The sequence below is a fragment of the Flavonifractor sp. AGMB03687 genome (assembly GCF_017811815.1).
Taxonomy (GTDB): domain Bacteria; phylum Bacillota; class Clostridia; order Oscillospirales; family Oscillospiraceae; genus Flavonifractor.
Window position 1 is genome coordinate 502321 of the sequence record NZ_JADKZI010000003.1, and the last position, 14872, is coordinate 517192.

Consider the following 14872-nt stretch of genomic DNA (forward strand, 5'->3'; position numbering starts at 1 on the left):
ATTTGCGCCTTATTCCCCGCCGTAGACGGAGGGCTTCAGCACACCGATGTAGGGCAGGTTACGGTACTTCTCCGCATAATCCAGGCCGTAGCCCACCACGAAGTAGTCGGGGATGGAGAAGCCGGAGTAGCTGACCTCTACTTCCTTCACCCGGCGGGAGGGCTTATCCAGCAGGGTGCACAGCCGCACGGAGGCGGGCTTGCGGGCCTGGAGCAGCTGGAGCAGGTAGCTCAGGGTGTTGCCGCTGTCCAGAATGTCCTCCACCACGATCAGGTCCTTGCCCTCGATCTGCTCGGACAGGTCCTTGACGATCTTCACCTGACCGGAGCTGGAGGTGCCGGAGCCATAGGAGGACACCGCCATGAAGTCCACGGTGCAGGGCACGTGGATCTGCCGTACCAGGTCGGCCATGAAGACGAAGGAGCCGCGCAGCACGCTGATGATAACCGGTTCCTTGCCCTCATAGTCCTTGTCGATCTGGGCGGCGATCTCCGCCACCCGGTTCTTCAGCTCCTCTTCGGTAAAGAGGACTCGTTCTACATCTTTGTCCAGGATGTGTTCCATACTTCTCTTACCTTTCCTTCCAAAATACCACTTCCCAGGCCGGTTGGCCGGGCTTTGCCATACGTTCTCTATGAGGGCCAAGACCGGCTGCCGCCAGTACGCCCCGTTCATCCGCCAGCACCGGGATGCGGTCCCGGTCCCGACGAGGAATTTTCTCGTCGATCATCCACTTTTTCAGGGTCTTGGTGTCCCTGCCCGGCAGGGCCAGCTCATCCCCCGTCTTCCGGGGCCGCAACACCGGCGTACCCTGCACCTCCCGGCTCAGGTACCAGGCCCCTGCCCGTTCCTCTCCCGCCATGGGACAGAGTACCGGGCGGCAGGAGCACCGCCAGTCGGTGCCCTCCGGGGCAGTCTCTCCGTCGGTGTTGAGGGGACAGGGGGTCATGACCGGGTTGTCGGCCTGGGTGGTGATGAGCAGCTCCTTGTACACCCGCTGGGCCAGCCGCCCGTTGGGCAGGAAGGCCACCGCCGATGGGTCGTCTCCCACGGCCAGGTCCACCACCGCCTTCAGGTGGGCGGCGGAGCAGTCGGTGTTGCCGTCCCCCGTCATCTCCAGCAGGCGGCGCACCGCCCGGGGGGCGATGGCGGCGGGCAGGTCGGCGATGTAGTGGGCCTCGATGACCAGGTCGTCCTCCGCCCAGCGGGCGTGGGCACAGGCCATGGCGGCCTGGGCATTGAGGTAGTCATTGTCCGCTCTCAGATACCCCATGGTCTCGGCGCACCGCTCGGTGAGCCGGGGATTGAGCTCCCGCAGCACCGGGATCACCTGATGGCGCAGCTTGTTGCGGGCGTAGCTGTCGTCGGCATTGGTGCTGTCCTCCACATGGGGGATGCCGTGGGCCTCCAGATAGGCCTCGATATCCGCCCGGGGCGTGGTAAGCAGGGGGCGCACCAGCTCCCCCCGCCGGGGCGGGATACCCGCCAGGCCGTGGAGTCCGGCCCCCCGGGTCAGGTGGAACAGCAGGGTCTCCAGGTTGTCGTCGGCGTTGTGGGCGGTGGCGATGCGGTTGCACCCCAGCTGTTCCGCCGTCCGGTGGAGGAATTCGTACCGCAGCAGGCGGCCGGTCTCCTCCACACCCAGCCCCCGGTTACGGGCCTCGCCGTACACGTCGCCATGCTCCACCACACAGGGGATGTTCCGTTCCTTGCAAAAGCCCTCCACAAAGGCGGCGTCGGCATCCGCGTCCGCGCCCCGCATCCCGTGGTGGTAGTGGGCGGCGCACACCTGGAAGTCCCCGTCGGCCGACAGGCTGTGGAGCAGGTGGAGCAGGCAGATGGAATCGGCCCCGCCGGAGACGGCGCACAGCACCTTGCCTCCCCTGGGGAGCATATCGTATTCGGTTGAAAGAGCTTTGGCTGCTTCCAGCATAAAGGTATTCTCCTATGGTAGTCCTGTAGGAACGATTAGTACTCCGAATGCCGTCGGTCGATGGAGGAGAAGGTGGTGTACTCGGGCAGCCACTGCAGCTCCACCGTGCCGGTCTCGCCGTGGCGGTTCTTGGCGATGATGCACTCGGCCAGGTTATGGTTCTCACTGGTCTCATTGTAGTAGTCGTCCCGGTAGAGGAACAGGACGATATCGGCGTCCTGCTCGATGGCGCCCGACTCACGCAGGTCGGAGAGCATGGGCCGCTTGTTCTGGCGGCTTTCGGGACCACGGGACAGCTGGGACAGACAGACCACCGGCACGTTGAGCTCCTTGGCCATGATCTTCAGGGCACGGGAGATGTCCGAGACGATCTGCTGCCGGTTGTCGCTGCTGCGGGTGGGGCCGCCGGCGGAGGTCATGAGCTGGAGGTAGTCTATGACCACCAATCCCAGATTATCCACCCGGCGGCACTTGGCGTTCATGTCGGCCACGCTGAGGGAGGGGTTATCGTCAATGAGGATCTGAGTCTGGTTGAGGGCGGCCGAGGCGGCGGCAATCTTGGACCAGTCCTCCTCCCCCAGCTTGCCGGTGACCAGCTTCTTGTTGTCCACAAAGGCCTCGCCGGAGATGAGGCGCATGGCCAGCTGCTCCCGGCTCATTTCCAGGGAGAAGAAGACCACCGTCTTGCCGGAGAACTTGCCCGCGTGGAGCAGCATGTTCAGGGCGAAGGAGGTCTTGCCCATGCCGGGTCGGGCGGCCAGCAGGATCAGGTCGGACTTGTTCAGGCCGGAGATGGCGGCGTCCACGTCGGGCAGGCCGGTACTAAGGCCGGGCACGGCGGAATCGCTGAGAGCCAGCTCGTTGAGCCGTTCATACACGTTGAGGATGACGCTGGAGATGTGGGCCAGCCCCTGGGAGGAGCGGCCCTGGCGGATGGCATACACCCGCTGCTCGGCGGCCTCCAGCACCTCCTGACCGGTGCCGGTGCCCTCCTGCACCAGGGCGGTCAGCTCCCCCGCCGTCTCGGCGATGCGGCGGAGCAGGGCCTTGTCCTTGACGATGGCCACATACTCCTTCACATTGGCCGCCGTGGGGGTGACCTCCATGAGCTGGAGGATATAGTTGCGGGAGGTGTTCTCGTCGTACACCCCGTTCTGGCGCATGTGGTCCAGCACGGTCACCGGGTCAATGGTGAGGGAGAAGTTGAACATGGAGTAGATGGTCTCGTAGATCTCCCGGTTGGTGCGCAGGTAGAAGTCCTCGGGCTTTAAGTCCTCAATGACCTCCGGCACGCAGCGGGCGTCAATGAGCATGGCGCCCAGCACGCTCTGCTCGGCCTCCACGCTGTGGGGCATCTGCCGCAGCAGCAGTTCCTCTTCGGTTGCCATGTTCCTTCACCTCCCCTGAACGGGCCGATGTGGGCATCGGCCCCTACGCATATTTACTGCTCGGCCACGACCACCTTCAGGGTGCCGGTGACCTCGTAGCCCAGCTTCACCTTCAGCTCGTAGGTGCCGAAGGCCTTGATGGGCTCGTCCTGAACGATCTTGGTCTTCTGGACGGAGATGCCGTGCTGAGCGCTGAGGGCGTCGGCGATCTCCTTGGTGGTGACGGCGCCGAAGAGCCGGCCGCCGTTGCCCGCCTTGGCGGTGACCTTGACGGAGAGCTCCTTCAGCTTGGCGGCGGTGGCCTCGGCCTCGGCCTTCTCAGCGGCCTCCTGGGCCTTCTTGGCCTTCTCCTGCATCTTCATGGTGTTGATATTCTCCGCGGTGGCCAGCACAGCCAGCTTGCGGGGGAGGAGGAAGTTGCGGGCGTAGCCGTCGCTGGCCTCGATCATCTGGCCCTTCTTGCCCTGGCCCTTCACGTCCTGCTGCAAAATCACTTTCATGGTCATTCGTCCTTTCTTAGCGCTTCGGGCGGATACAAGACCCGCCCAGAGGGTTATTCGTCTTCAAGGTATTGGTCAATAGCCTGGAGGAGCATCTTGGTGACCTCATCCACGGTCTTGCCGGGCACCTGAGCGCCGGCTGTGGCGGCGTTGCCGCCGCCGCCCAGCTTCTCCAGCACCACCTGCACGTTCACGTCTCCCATGCTGCGGGCGGACAGGATGACCCGTCCCTCCTGGTCGGGGAAGAGCACGAAGGAGGTGTCGATGCCCGAGATGTTCAGCAGCTCATCGGCGGCCTGGGCGGCGGTGATACGGCCCACGGTGTGGTCCACCCGGGCCACGGCGATGCCATCCTTGTACATCCGTGCGGTCTGGATGATATCGTACCGGGCGATGGTGCCCTCCAGGTCGTTCTGGAACAGCTTCTTCACGTCGCCGGTGTCGGCGCCGGAGCGGCGCAGGAAGGCGGCCGCCTCAAAGGTGCGGCTGCCGGTGCGCATGGTAAACTGCTTGGTGTCCAGGGTGATGCCCGCCAGCAGGGCCTCCGCCTCGATCTTCAGCAGGTCGGCGGGCTCCAGCAGATACTGGGACAACTCGGTGACCAGCTCACTGGCGGAGGAAGCGTAGGGCTCGTGGAAATTGAGGGCCGCGTCGGCAATATAGGAGGAGGCCCGGCGGTGGTGGTCAATGACCGCCACCTTGTGGACGGCCTCCAGCAGATCCTGGCTCACCACCTGCTCCGGGCGGTTGGTGTCCACCACCACCAGCAGGCAGTTGGAGTCAGCCAGCAGAATGGCGTCCTGAGGAGAGAGGAACACGTCCTTGTACTCGGGCAGGGCGGACAGCCGGTCGCTCATCTCGCTGGCCGGGTTGACACCCGGCTCCCGCACGATGTGGACAGGGGTGCCCTTCTTCCGGGCCATGGCGCACACGCCGGCGGCAGCGCCGATGCAGTCCAGGTCGGGGTACTTGTGGCCCATGACGAACACGGTGGAGGCGTCGGCCATCAGCTCGCCCAGGGCGTTGGCCATGACCCGGCTCTTCACCTTGGTGCGCTTCTCCAGCTCCTTGGTGCGGCCGCCGAAGAACTCGAAGTTGAACTTGTTCTTCACCACCACCTGGTCGCCGCCCCGGCTCAGGGCCATCTCCACCGACAGGGCGGCGTACTGGAACAGGTCGCCGAAGGTGTCCCCGTCCTTGCCGATGCCGATGGACAGGGTGGCCTGGATGCCCGAGGGGCTGGTCACCTGCCGGACGGTGTCCAGGATGGAGAACTTGCCCTCCTGGAACTGGGCCAGATAGCGCTCCTCAAAGAGGAACAGGTAGCGGTCCCGCTCGTACCGGCAGAACACGCCCTGAGCGGGGGCCACCCACTGAGCAAGCCGGTCATCGATCTCGCTGCGCATGGCCGACTTGGCATTGTCGGTAGCGCCCTTCATCAGCTCCTCGTAGTTGTCCACCGTCAGGATAGCCACCACGGGGCGGGTGGCGTAAAACTCATCCCGCACCTGGGCAAAGTCGGTGACGTCCACCCAGTAGGTGGTGGCCAGGTAGCCGCGAGCGCCCTGCTCCTCGGTGCGGACCAGGTGGCCGTACACCAGGAAGCGCCGCTCCCCGATGCGCACCTCGGTGTGGCACTCGGTCTTACCCTCCATGAGCCAGCGGGAGGAGAAGTCGGGCACCGCCGCGGTGATTTTGGTGTCGAAGAGGTGCTCCCGCTCCCCGGTGATCTGGAGGAAGCGGTCGTTGGACCAAATGACCTCGTCATTTTCCGGCCGGAAGATGACCATGGGCAGCGGGGCGTTCACCATGGTGTCCTTGGTGGCCGAGTCCATGTTGCAGGTCACATTCTCAATGTACTTGAGGATCTCCTTCTGCCGCAGGGCGTTGCTGCGGCGGAAGTAAAGATACAGGATCACCACCACCGCCAGCTCCGCCGCCGCCGCGGGCACGGAGAAAAGGGCGGTCACCGCGGCAAATACGATCAGGCACAGAAAGTACAGCCGCAGACTGGGTTCCACCAGGTGGGATAATTTGTTCTTCCGCATAGGGACCTCCCAAACGCGATCAATTACAAGATGACATGTTATTATATCAAAGGAAATCGCTAAAAACAAGTACGCTTGTCCCTCTTCTTCCCCTGTGATACAATAAGAACGGCGGGGACAGGCCGCTATACCGGTCGGTATCTTTTTCCGGCATTGTATCACGGTTTACATTCTTTTGCCCTTCACCCTGCCATACTGAAAGCAAGCAATGAAACTGCAAGGAGGCCATCCTGATGAAGGAATATCCCGTTCAGCGTGCATCGGTCCTCAAGCCCAAGCCCGACCCCTCCACGCTGGTGTTCGGCAGAACCTTTACCGACCACATGTTTTTGATGGACTACACCCACGGCCAGGGCTGGCACGACGGGCGCATCGTTCCCTACGGCCCCATCGCTCTGGACCCCTCCGCCATGGTATTCCACTACGCCCAGGAGGTCTTTGAAGGCCTGAAGGCCTACCGCTCCCCCGACGGCTCCGTCCAGCTCTTCCGTCCCACCGAGAACATCAAGCGCATCAACTCCTCCTGTGAGCGTATGTGCATCCCGCCCCTGGACGAGGAGGACGCCCTGGCCGCCATTGAGCAGCTGGTGCGCCTGGAGGCCGACTGGGTCCCCGATCAGCCGGGCACCTCTCTGTATATCCGTCCCTTTATCATCGCCACCACCCCCACTCTGGGCGTCCATGCCGCCCACAACTATATCTTCTGCATCATCACCTGCCCCGTGGGCGCCTACTACGCCGAGGGCATCAACCCCGTGAAGATCTACGTGGAGAGCGAGGACGTCCGCGCCGTCAAGGGCGGCACCGGCTACACCAAGTGCGGCGGCAACTACGCCGCCTCCATCCGGGCCGGTGAGCGGGCCGAGCAGAACGGCTACGCCCAGGTGCTGTGGCTGGACGGCGTCCACCGCAAGTACATCGAAGAAGTGGGCTCCATGAACGTCATGTTCCAGATCGGCGACACGGTGGTCACCCCCAAGCTCACCGGTTCCGTCCTCCCCGGCATCACCCGCAAGTCCTGCATCGAACTGATGAAGGACTGGGGCCTGAAGGTGGAGGAGCGTCTCATCACCGCCGAGGAGCTCTTCGAGGCCGGCGCCAACGGCACCCTGAAGGAAGCCTGGGGCACCGGCACCGCCGCTGTGGTCTCCCCCATCGGTGAGATGGGCTGGGAGGACAAGCACGTGGTGGTCAACGGGGGCAAGATCGGCCCTCTGGCCCAGAAGCTGTACGATACTCTCACCGGCATCCAGTGGGGCACCAAACCCGATCCCCACGGCTGGGTCGTCAAACTGTAACCTTCCCATTTCCTATACCTTCCCAGACGAAAGGCGGGGCCATCTGGCCCCGCCCTTCGTCGTTTTCTTGGGATATTGTGACGTTTCCCTGTAGATTTATTTAGCTTTCTTCCCCCAAAACCGCCGCCATGCTACAATCACCTCCACGGCTCCAGCCCCAAAGGGGCTGGCCCATTTTTTGAAACGAGGTGTTTTGTCATGCATCGACGCAAAACCGCGCCCCTGCTGTTTCTGGCGCTTCTGCTGACCCTGTCGGCCTGCGGCCGCCCCACAGCCTCCTTCCTGACCGGAGGGGTGGACGTCCAGGCCGAAGCCGCCCGTCTGGCCAACGCCCAGCTGGGCCAGCTGGCAGACCGGCTCACCACGGAGGAGCGGGGCCGGGTCCTGTTCCTGCTGGAGCAGCTGGTCCCCCTGCGGCAGGCCCGGGAGCAGGCAAACCGCTGGGAGCTGTCTCCCCAGGAGGAGGACCTGGTGGCCCAGCTCAACCAGCTCTATCAGGACCTAACTCAGCGCTACCTGGAGGAGCCCCTGGAACCGGTGGAGGAAGAGGAAGCACCCCCGCTGGCTCAGTATGAGATCGGGGCGGACGGCACCCTTATCCCCGACAAGTCGGACAAGGCGGAGTACCGGGACCTGTGGGACAAGGTCAACGCCCTGCTGCCTGAGGGGAGCCTGAAGCCCTTCACCCGCTTCACCATCTTCACCGACGGGGAAGCCAACATCCTGGCCTACGTGGTACCGGTGGACGACAACGGCACCCAGTGGGAACTGGCGGTGGACCCGGAGGACGCCGGCGACCCGGTGGAATTCACCGAGACGGTATACCACGAGTACGCCCACTACCTCACCCTCAACGACCACCAGGCCACCTACGGGGGTCCCAAGCGCTACGACTGCTATGGGGAGAACGATATGACCAGCAACCCGGACTCCTACCTCAATGCCTTCTATCAGCGCTTCTGGAAGGACTACCTGGACGACCGGCTGGCCGACCCGGAGAGCGATAACTTCTACCTGCGGCATGAGCAGGACTTCATCACCGGCTACGCCGCCACCAGCCCCGCCGAGGACATCGCCGAGAGCTTTTCCTACTTCGTGCTCTACGACAAGCCCGCGGGCACGGCAGTGTGGGAGCAGAAGCAAAGCTTCTTCTACGACTACCCCGAGCTGGTAGCCTTCCGGGATCAGGCCCGAGCCAGACTGGGGCTGTGAGCCTTACCGGGTGAGCCGCCGGAAGCCTTCGGGGGCCTCCGCCCGGAAGATGCGCTCCTCCCCGCTGAAGGGATCGGTGAGCACCAGCTCATGTGCGTGGAGACACAGCCGGCCCAGGGGGTCGGTGACCGCGCCATAGTCCCGGTCTCCGGCCACGGGACAGCCCAGCTCGCTGAGGTGGGCGCGGATCTGATTTTTGCGGCCGGTATCCAAATCGACCTCCAAAAGTGCATATTTCTTTCCGCGGCTCAGGGTGGTATAATGAGTCACCGCTTCCTTGCCGCCGGAGCGCACCGAGTACACCTTGTGGGCGGCGTTCTCCCGCAGTAGGGTGCGGATGGTGTCGGAATCCTTGGGGGGCGCTCCCTCCACCACTGCCAGATAACCCCGGCGGCCCACCAGCTGGTCCCAGTTGTCCTGGAAGGCCCGCTTGGTCTCCTCGTCCTTGGCGAAGAGGAGCACGCCGGAGGTGTCCCGGTCCAGCCGGTGGACGATGAACACCCGGCGGCGGGGATCGGCCCGGCGGACATAGTCGGTGGCCAGGCGGTAGGCGGTGCGGTGCTTCTCCTTGTCGCTGGCCATGCTCAGCAGCCCGGCGGGCTTTTCGATGACCAGGATCCGCCCGTCCTCATAGAGGATACGGAAGGGGGCCTTCCGGTCCCCCGCTCCCTGGGGGAGGACGGTGACGGTCTGCCCCGGCGTCAGGGGATGGTCATGGCGGGTGATGGTCTTGCCGTCCACCTGGACCTGTCCCCGGGTAAGCAGGGATTTCACCTGGTTGCGGCTCTTACCCGCCACATGGGCCAGAAGGAAGGGCAGCAGAGTGTCCTGCTCCTCGATCAAATAGCGCTTTTCTTGCATAGTTTCACATCCTGTCAGGAGGTTTTTTGGTTATGAACGACGTGCTCCACCAGCTCCACGACCGCAAATCGGTGCGTGCCTATCTGGAGAAGCCCATTGCCCAGGAGGACAAGCGGGCCATTCTGGAGGCGGCCTGCGCTGCTCCCACGGCGGGCAATCAGCAGCTCTATACCATTCTGGATATCACCGACCAGCAGCTGAAAAACACGCTGGCCGACACCTGCGACCATCAGCCCTTCATCGCCCAGGCCCCCCTGGTGCTCATCTTCTGCGCCGACTGCCAGAAGTGGTACGACGCCTTTGCCGCCGGGGGCTGCAATCCCCGGAAGCCAGGGGTGGGCGACCTGCTGCTGGCCTGCTCCGACGCCAACATCGCCGCCCAGAATGCGGTGACCGCCGCCTGGAGTCTGGGCATCGGCTCCTGCTACATCGGGGACATCCTGGAGCAGTGCGAGACCCACCGGAAGCTGCTGGGCCTGCCGGAATATGTGGTGCCTGCCGCCATGGTGGTGTTCGGCTACCCCACCGCCCAGCAGCAGGCCCGGGAAAAGCCCCGCCGCCGTGCCCTGCCCCACATCGTCCACCAGAACGGCTACCGCCGGATGGACGCCCGGGAGCTGGAGCTGATGCTCTCCGACAACGCGGGACAGCGGCCCTACGCCGACTGGCTGCAGGCCTTCTGCGACCGGAAGTACAACTCCGACTTCTCCCGGGAGATGAGCCGGTCGGCGGCGGAGTATCTGAAGGCGTTTCAGGACTGAGCTGTTGATAGGAGTATACCGTTATCCCATACAAAAAACAAGCTGTGCCGCTTTTGCGGCACAGCTTGTTTTAGCTCATACGGGAAAAATGTTCAATGGCCTTGGCAAACTCGGCGATGGTGCGGTCGGCGTCTCCGTGCTCGATGCCGTCCCGGACGCAGTGGTTGAGGTGCCCCTCCAGCACCACCTGCCCCACCTTGTGCAGGGCGCTCTTGGCGGCGTTGATCTGCATCAGCATCTCCTCGCAGGGAATGTCCTCGTCCACCATCCGGTCGATGGCGTTGAGCTGGCCAATGATCTTTTTCAGTCTGCGGTGCAGATTGTCGGCGTCCATACACTGTCTCATGGGCGCTCCCCCTTTCTATCACAAAAAGGGCTGCTGTCTCAGGCAGCAGCCCTTTTTTGCCCAGCGTTCAGCTGCGCTCCTCAAAACTGGCGCCGCAGTTGCGGCAGTTGACGGTAATCTTTCCCTTGCCCCGGGGCACCCGCAGGTATTGTCCGCAGTTGGGGCACTTGAAATAGCGGTGCTCCTTGTCCCGGAGAACGGCGCGCCGCATCTTGACCCACCGGATCACCGGCCCCACCAGGGCCAGGAAGCGGGCGTTTTCCGCCCGGCGGCGGTCGATGCGGCGGGAGAAGATGCGGAACAGGTCCCAGACCAGAACCACCAGGGCAACCCAGGTGATCCACGCCATATGGGGCAGCCCCGACACCAGAATCAGCACCACATACAGGAAAAGCAGGAAAAAGGAGAGATGATCGCTGCCATACCGTCCATACATCAGTTTTCTGAAGAAATTCATGAGCATGAAATACGGTCGTCTCCTTCAAGGTAAAATAGGATACACTTTTGATGTATCTATGATAGCGCTTGCGGCTTTTTTCGTCAAGAACGCAACCGTAAACATTTCATGAACGATGGAATGGCAGCCATTGTCCCCCTTGCGGTTCCGGCCGAAAAACGGTATACTGGCGGTATGAATTTTCACCCAGGTGAGAGGAGGCGTGCCCATGGGCCGCATCGACAAGGAAAATTACTATCTGGATATCGCCCAGACGGTGGCCGAGCGGGCCACCTGCCTGCGCCGCTGCTACGGCGCCATTCTGGTCAAAAGCGACGAGATCATCGCCACCGGCTACAACGGCGCCCCCCGGGGCCGCAGAAACTGCGTGGATCTGAACTACTGCACCCGGGAGGCCCTCAACATCCCCTCCGGTCAGCGGTATGAGCTGTGCCGCTCGGTCCACGCCGAGGCCAACGCCATCATCTCCGCCGCCCGCAGCGAGACCATCGGCGCTACCCTGTACATGGCCTGCGTGGACCCCGCCACCGGGGAACTCATCGCCGGCTCCACCTCCTGCTCCATGTGCCGGCGGCTTATCATCAACGCCGGTATCCAGCGGGTGGTCATCCGCAACACCAAGACCGACTACTCCGTGGTCCACGTGGAGGACTGGATCCGGGAGGATGACTCCCTTCCCCAGACTTGAATTTTTTCATCAAAAAGGGACAGCCTTTAGGGCTGTCCCTTTTTCGGTTCCACAGACCTCACATACAGCGTCTCCCCGTCCACCGAGAAGCCCACCTCGCAGCCGCCGAAGGCCATGCCGTACACCCGCTCCGGATCATGCTGGTAGGAGGGCCGGGGGTCCCGGGAGAGCACCCCGATCAGGGCCTCCCGCTTGTCCTCGGGCACCTGGGCCAGCAGCTCCGGTGGGAATTCCACCTCCAGCGCCTTGCCCCCCACGTTGCCGGTAAAGCCCCCTAAAGCCTCCGGGTGGGCATCAGCGTAGGGCAGGTAGGGCTTGATGTCCAGGATGGGGGTACCGTCCATCAGGTCGGCCCCCGACACCACCAGCACAGTACCCAGCTTGGGGTCCTTCTCAATGGCCTCCAGGCGTACGCAGGACAGGCCAATGGCGTTGGGCCGGAAGGGGGAGCGGGTGGCAAACACCCCCATGCGGGTGTTGCCCCCCAGCCGGGGAGGGCGCACCGTGGGGGACCATTTGTCCCGCACCGCCTCGGAAAACTGCCAGATGAGCCAGATGTGGGAGAACTCCTCCAGCCCCCGCAGGGCATCGGGATTGCGGTACTCGGGCTCAAAGACGATGGTGGCCTTTAACTCCTCCACCAGCCCGCTCTGCCGGGGGATGCCGAACTTGGTGGGAAAGTCGCTGCGGATGCGGGCGATGATGTGCATGGGGATCATTTGCTTCCCTCCTGTGCCTTCTTCATGGCGGCGGCCACCGGCCGGGACGGGGTGGAGCGGTTGTTGCGGGCCAGGATGGCGGCGATCTGCCCGCCTACCTGCTCCACCTCCGCCTTGAAGGTGGTGGCGGACAGGCGCAGGGCCCCGTGGCCCAGGATGATAAGCTGCTCCGCCCCATCGGAGGTGGCCACCCGCACCTGGTGGTGCCGCCCGATCTCGTAGGTGGCCCGCTCAATGTAGGTATCCGCCGTTTCCGCCTCTTTGGTATACACAACGTAAATATTGTGGTATTTGAATACATCCTGTACATTGCGAGGCACCTTGTAGGCGTCAAACACCAGGATGACCACGCATTTTTTGAAGCCCTGGTAGTTGCTCAGCAGGTCCATCAGCAGCTGCCGGGCGGCGTCCAGATTGGTCTGGGCCACCGCCTTCAGCTCCTCCCAGGCGAAGATGATGTTGTAGCCGTCCACCAGCAGATACTCCGGTCCTCGGTTCTGGGTCTGGACATTGTACTTCCGATCGTCCAGGCTGGTGCGGGCGGGCTTGGGCTGGGGCCGGAAGGAGTTGCGCTCCACCTTGCCGTAGGTGCGCTCATAGATGGCCAATAACTCCTTGTCCTGCTCCAGGGACAGGCCGGGGTTGGAACTGGTCCGCCGGGCGGGGGCGGCGGGAGCCTCCGGCTCCGGGGGCTTGTTCAGGGACAGGCCGCTGTCCACATGGGCCATCTCCTTCACCTGGTCCCACTTCACGTTGTACCCCGCCCCGTGGGCGCAGAACACCGAGCCGGTGGGGTTGTCCACGTCCCGCTCCGGGTCGTAGCCCAAAGCCTCCACCACATTTTGCTGGTCGTGGCAGGGATAGTAGCCTTTCAAGGTGCAGCTCAGCCGCCCCATGCCTCTGGTGTAGGCGGCCACCTCGCTGCCGTAGTCCCGCAGCCCCGCCACCGGGGCGGAGCCGGTGAGGACGGTGAGCTCCCCCGCCGTCTCCGGGGGATCGCAGTCGCCACCCATCCGCTGGAGGTCGCTCATGGCCCGCCCCACCTGGGCGGCAGGCACCTCCATCCGGAAGGAATACCAGGGCTCCAGCAGAATACTCTCCGCCTGCATCAGGCCCTGGCGCACCGCCCGGTAGGTGGCCTGCCGGAAGTCGCCTCCCTCGGTGTGCTTGAGATGGGCCCGGCCCGCCAGCAGGGTGATTTTCACGTCGGTGAGGGGGGACCCGGTGAGCACGCCGGGGTGGGCCCGCTCGGCCAGATGGGTCAAAATCAGCCGCTGCCAGTTGCCGTCCAGCACATCCTCCGGGCAGGCGGTGGCCAGGGTGATGCCGCTTCCCCGCTCTCCCGGCTCCAGCAGCAGGTGGACCTCGGCGTAGTGACGGAGAGGCTCGTAGTGGCCCACGCCGGTGACGGGGGCAGCGATGGTCTCCCGATACACGATGCCCCCCCGGCCAAAACTTACATCCATGTTGAATCGCTCGGCAATGAGCCTCTGCAAGATCTCCAGCTGGACCTGGCCCATGAGCTGGATGTGGATCTCCTTCAACCGCTCGCTCCACACCAGATGGAGTTGGGGGTCCTCCTCCTCCAGTTGGCGCAGCTTCTGCAGCGCGGTGACCGGGTCCTGTCCCTCGGGCAAAATCACCTGATAGGTGAGCACCGGCTCCAGAGCGGGGGGCGCGCCCTCCGCCTCAAAGCCCAGGCCCTGCCCGGCGGCGGCGGAGCTCAGGCCGGTGACCGCCACTACAGACCCCGCCGGGGCCACGTCTACCGGCTGGAATTTTATACCGGAGTACACCCGCAGCTGGTCGGCCTTGTCGGTCCAGCCGGGGCCCTCCAGCACCGTCTTGACCTTCAGGCTGCCGCCGGTGATCTTCATCCAGGCCAGCCGGTTGTTCTGATTGTCCCGGGAGATCTTGAAGATGCGGGCGCCGAACTCCTCCCCGTATACCGGCTGGGGGGCATACTGCTCCAGGCCCCGGAGAAAGTCCTCCACCCCCTCCAGCTTCAAAGCAGAACCGAACCAACATGGGAACAGCTTCCGCTGAGCAATGAGGGCGGTGAGGGCGGCGTCGGCAATGGTCCCCGTCTCCAGGTAGTCCTCCAGCAGGGACTCGTCGCACAGGGCGGCCTGCTCACAGAGGGCCTCTTGGTCCCCCATATCCACGCAGCCCTCGTCCAGCTTGCCTTTCAGCTCCCCCAGCAGGGCGGCCTTGTCCGCCCCCGCCAGATCCATTTTGTTGACAAAGAGGAAGGTGGGCACCTGATAGCGCTCCAGCAGCTTCCACAGGGTATGGGTATGGCCCTGAACCCCGTCGGCCCCGCTCACCACCAGGATGGCGCAGTCCAGCACCGACAGGGTGCGCTCCATCTCGGCGGAGAAGTCCACGTGGCCCGGGGTATCCAGCAGGGTGATCTCCAGGTCCTCCAGAGGGAGCACCGCCTGCTTGGAGAAGATGGTGATGCCCCGCTCCTTCTCCATGGGGTCGGTGTCCAGAAAGGCGTCCCCGTGGTCCACCCGGCCCAGCTTCTTCAATTTTCCGCAGGTGTAGAGCAGTCCCTCGCTGAGGGTGGTCTTGCCCGCGTCCACATGGGCCAGAATGCCCACGACCAGTTTTTCCATAGCTGCCGTCCTTTACGGTATGATACTATAGTATAGCATG

14 protein-coding genes are annotated in these 14872 nt (G+C 63.7%); 4 read left to right on the forward strand and 10 right to left on the reverse strand.

All coding sequences use genetic code 11. From position 1 onward, the window contains the following. Positions 1–9 precede the first annotated feature (9 nt). From hpt to J9789_RS08945, 5 genes are read right to left on the reverse strand one after another with little or no spacing between them, the layout of a single operon-like run. Positions 10–564 (reverse strand): hypoxanthine phosphoribosyltransferase, encoded by a 555-nt coding sequence (gene hpt, locus J9789_RS08925; protein ID WP_209344543.1) that lies wholly within the window; start codon positions 562–564, stop codon positions 10–12. 7 nt (positions 565–571) lie between these two features. Beyond that, a complete protein-coding gene (gene tilS / locus J9789_RS08930) occupies positions 572–1933 on the reverse strand; it encodes a tRNA lysidine(34) synthetase TilS (protein WP_209344545.1) in 1362 nt (453 codons plus the stop codon). Positions 1934–1968: 35 nt separating this feature from the next. After that, complete coding sequence (gene dnaB / locus J9789_RS08935; protein WP_209344547.1) at positions 1969–3321, reverse strand: replicative DNA helicase; 1353 nt, start codon at positions 3319–3321, stop codon at positions 1969–1971. Positions 3322–3374: 53 nt separating this feature from the next. Then, positions 3375–3821 (reverse strand): 50S ribosomal protein L9, encoded by a 447-nt coding sequence (gene rplI / locus J9789_RS08940; protein WP_209344550.1) that lies wholly within the window; start codon positions 3819–3821, stop codon positions 3375–3377. A gap of 53 nt (positions 3822–3874) precedes the next feature. Next, on the reverse strand, positions 3875–5869 hold the full coding sequence (locus J9789_RS08945) for a DHH family phosphoesterase (protein ID WP_209344551.1): 1995 nt from the start codon (positions 5867–5869) through the stop codon (positions 3875–3877). A gap of 233 nt (positions 5870–6102) precedes the next feature. Here J9789_RS08945 and J9789_RS08950 point away from each other — a divergent pair, with 233 nt between their 5' ends. Beyond that, positions 6103–7167 (forward strand): branched-chain amino acid aminotransferase, encoded by a 1065-nt coding sequence (locus J9789_RS08950; RefSeq protein ID WP_209344553.1) that lies wholly within the window; start codon positions 6103–6105, stop codon positions 7165–7167. 198 nt (positions 7168–7365) lie between these two features. After that, the gene (locus J9789_RS08955; protein WP_209344555.1) at positions 7366–8379 is read left to right on the forward strand and encodes a hypothetical protein; all 1014 of its coding nucleotides are present in this window, start codon (positions 7366–7368) and stop codon (positions 8377–8379) included. A gap of 3 nt (positions 8380–8382) precedes the next feature. On the opposite strand, the gene J9789_RS08960 is transcribed toward J9789_RS08955, so the two are convergent. After that, complete coding sequence (locus tag J9789_RS08960; RefSeq protein ID WP_209344557.1) at positions 8383–9240, reverse strand: RluA family pseudouridine synthase; 858 nt, start codon at positions 9238–9240, stop codon at positions 8383–8385. 32 nt (positions 9241–9272) lie between these two features. Between J9789_RS08960 and J9789_RS08965 the strand changes: the two genes are divergently transcribed. Further along, entirely contained in the window at positions 9273–10001 is a 729-nt protein-coding gene (locus J9789_RS08965; RefSeq protein WP_209344560.1) for a nitroreductase family protein, read from the forward strand. 70 nt (positions 10002–10071) lie between these two features. Here the strand turns inward: J9789_RS08965 and J9789_RS08970 are convergent, their stop codons facing one another. After that, on the reverse strand, positions 10072–10347 hold the full coding sequence (locus tag J9789_RS08970; RefSeq protein ID WP_209344563.1) for a metal-sensing transcriptional repressor: 276 nt from the start codon (positions 10345–10347) through the stop codon (positions 10072–10074). A 67-nt stretch (positions 10348–10414) separates the two neighbouring features. Beyond that, positions 10415–10810, reverse strand: coding sequence for a hypothetical protein (locus J9789_RS08975; RefSeq protein ID WP_209344565.1), 396 nt, complete (start codon positions 10808–10810; stop codon positions 10415–10417). A gap of 202 nt (positions 10811–11012) precedes the next feature. On the opposite strand from J9789_RS08975, the gene J9789_RS08980 reads away from it, so the two are divergent. Further along, on the forward strand, positions 11013–11492 hold the full coding sequence (locus J9789_RS08980; protein ID WP_087336995.1) for a deaminase: 480 nt from the start codon (positions 11013–11015) through the stop codon (positions 11490–11492). Positions 11493–11518: 26 nt separating this feature from the next. Here the strand turns inward: J9789_RS08980 and tsaA are convergent, their stop codons facing one another. Beyond that, positions 11519–12211, reverse strand: coding sequence for a tRNA (N6-threonylcarbamoyladenosine(37)-N6)-methyltransferase TrmO (gene tsaA / locus J9789_RS08985; RefSeq protein ID WP_209344567.1), 693 nt, complete (start codon positions 12209–12211; stop codon positions 11519–11521). Next, a complete protein-coding gene (locus tag J9789_RS08990; protein ID WP_209344569.1) occupies positions 12208–14832 on the reverse strand; it encodes a TetM/TetW/TetO/TetS family tetracycline resistance ribosomal protection protein in 2625 nt (874 codons plus the stop codon). The genes tsaA and J9789_RS08990 overlap by 4 nt, the downstream gene beginning before the upstream one ends. Positions 14833–14872: the final 40 nt, after the last annotated feature.

Bases quoted from the DNA above. Each gene is read 5' to 3' on its own strand.
- rplI (WP_209344550.1), bottom strand. From the start codon at position 3,821: ATGAAAGTGATTTTGCAGCAGGACGTGAAGGGCCAGGGCAAGAAGGGC.
- J9789_RS08965 (WP_209344560.1), top strand. From the start codon at position 9,273: ATGAACGACGTGCTCCACCAGCTCCACGACCGCAAATCGGTGCGTGCC.
- J9789_RS08980 (WP_087336995.1), top strand. From the start codon at position 11,013: ATGGGCCGCATCGACAAGGAAAATTACTATCTGGATATCGCCCAGACG.
- J9789_RS08960 (WP_209344557.1), bottom strand. From the start codon at position 9,240: ATGCAAGAAAAGCGCTATTTGATCGAGGAGCAGGACACTCTGCTGCCC.
- tsaA (WP_209344567.1), bottom strand. From the start codon at position 12,211: ATGATCCCCATGCACATCATCGCCCGCATCCGCAGCGACTTTCCCACC.
- J9789_RS08990 (WP_209344569.1), bottom strand. From the start codon at position 14,832: ATGGAAAAACTGGTCGTGGGCATTCTGGCCCATGTGGACGCGGGCAAG.
- dnaB (WP_209344547.1), bottom strand. From the start codon at position 3,321: ATGGCAACCGAAGAGGAACTGCTGCTGCGGCAGATGCCCCACAGCGTG.
- hpt (WP_209344543.1), bottom strand. From the start codon at position 564: ATGGAACACATCCTGGACAAAGATGTAGAACGAGTCCTCTTTACCGAA.
- J9789_RS08950 (WP_209344553.1), top strand. From the start codon at position 6,103: ATGAAGGAATATCCCGTTCAGCGTGCATCGGTCCTCAAGCCCAAGCCC.
- J9789_RS08955 (WP_209344555.1), top strand. From the start codon at position 7,366: ATGCATCGACGCAAAACCGCGCCCCTGCTGTTTCTGGCGCTTCTGCTG.
- J9789_RS08975 (WP_209344565.1), bottom strand. From the start codon at position 10,810: ATGCTCATGAATTTCTTCAGAAAACTGATGTATGGACGGTATGGCAGC.
- J9789_RS08945 (WP_209344551.1), bottom strand. From the start codon at position 5,869: ATGCGGAAGAACAAATTATCCCACCTGGTGGAACCCAGTCTGCGGCTG.
- J9789_RS08970 (WP_209344563.1), bottom strand. From the start codon at position 10,347: ATGAGACAGTGTATGGACGCCGACAATCTGCACCGCAGACTGAAAAAG.
- tilS (WP_209344545.1), bottom strand. From the start codon at position 1,933: ATGCTGGAAGCAGCCAAAGCTCTTTCAACCGAATACGATATGCTCCCC.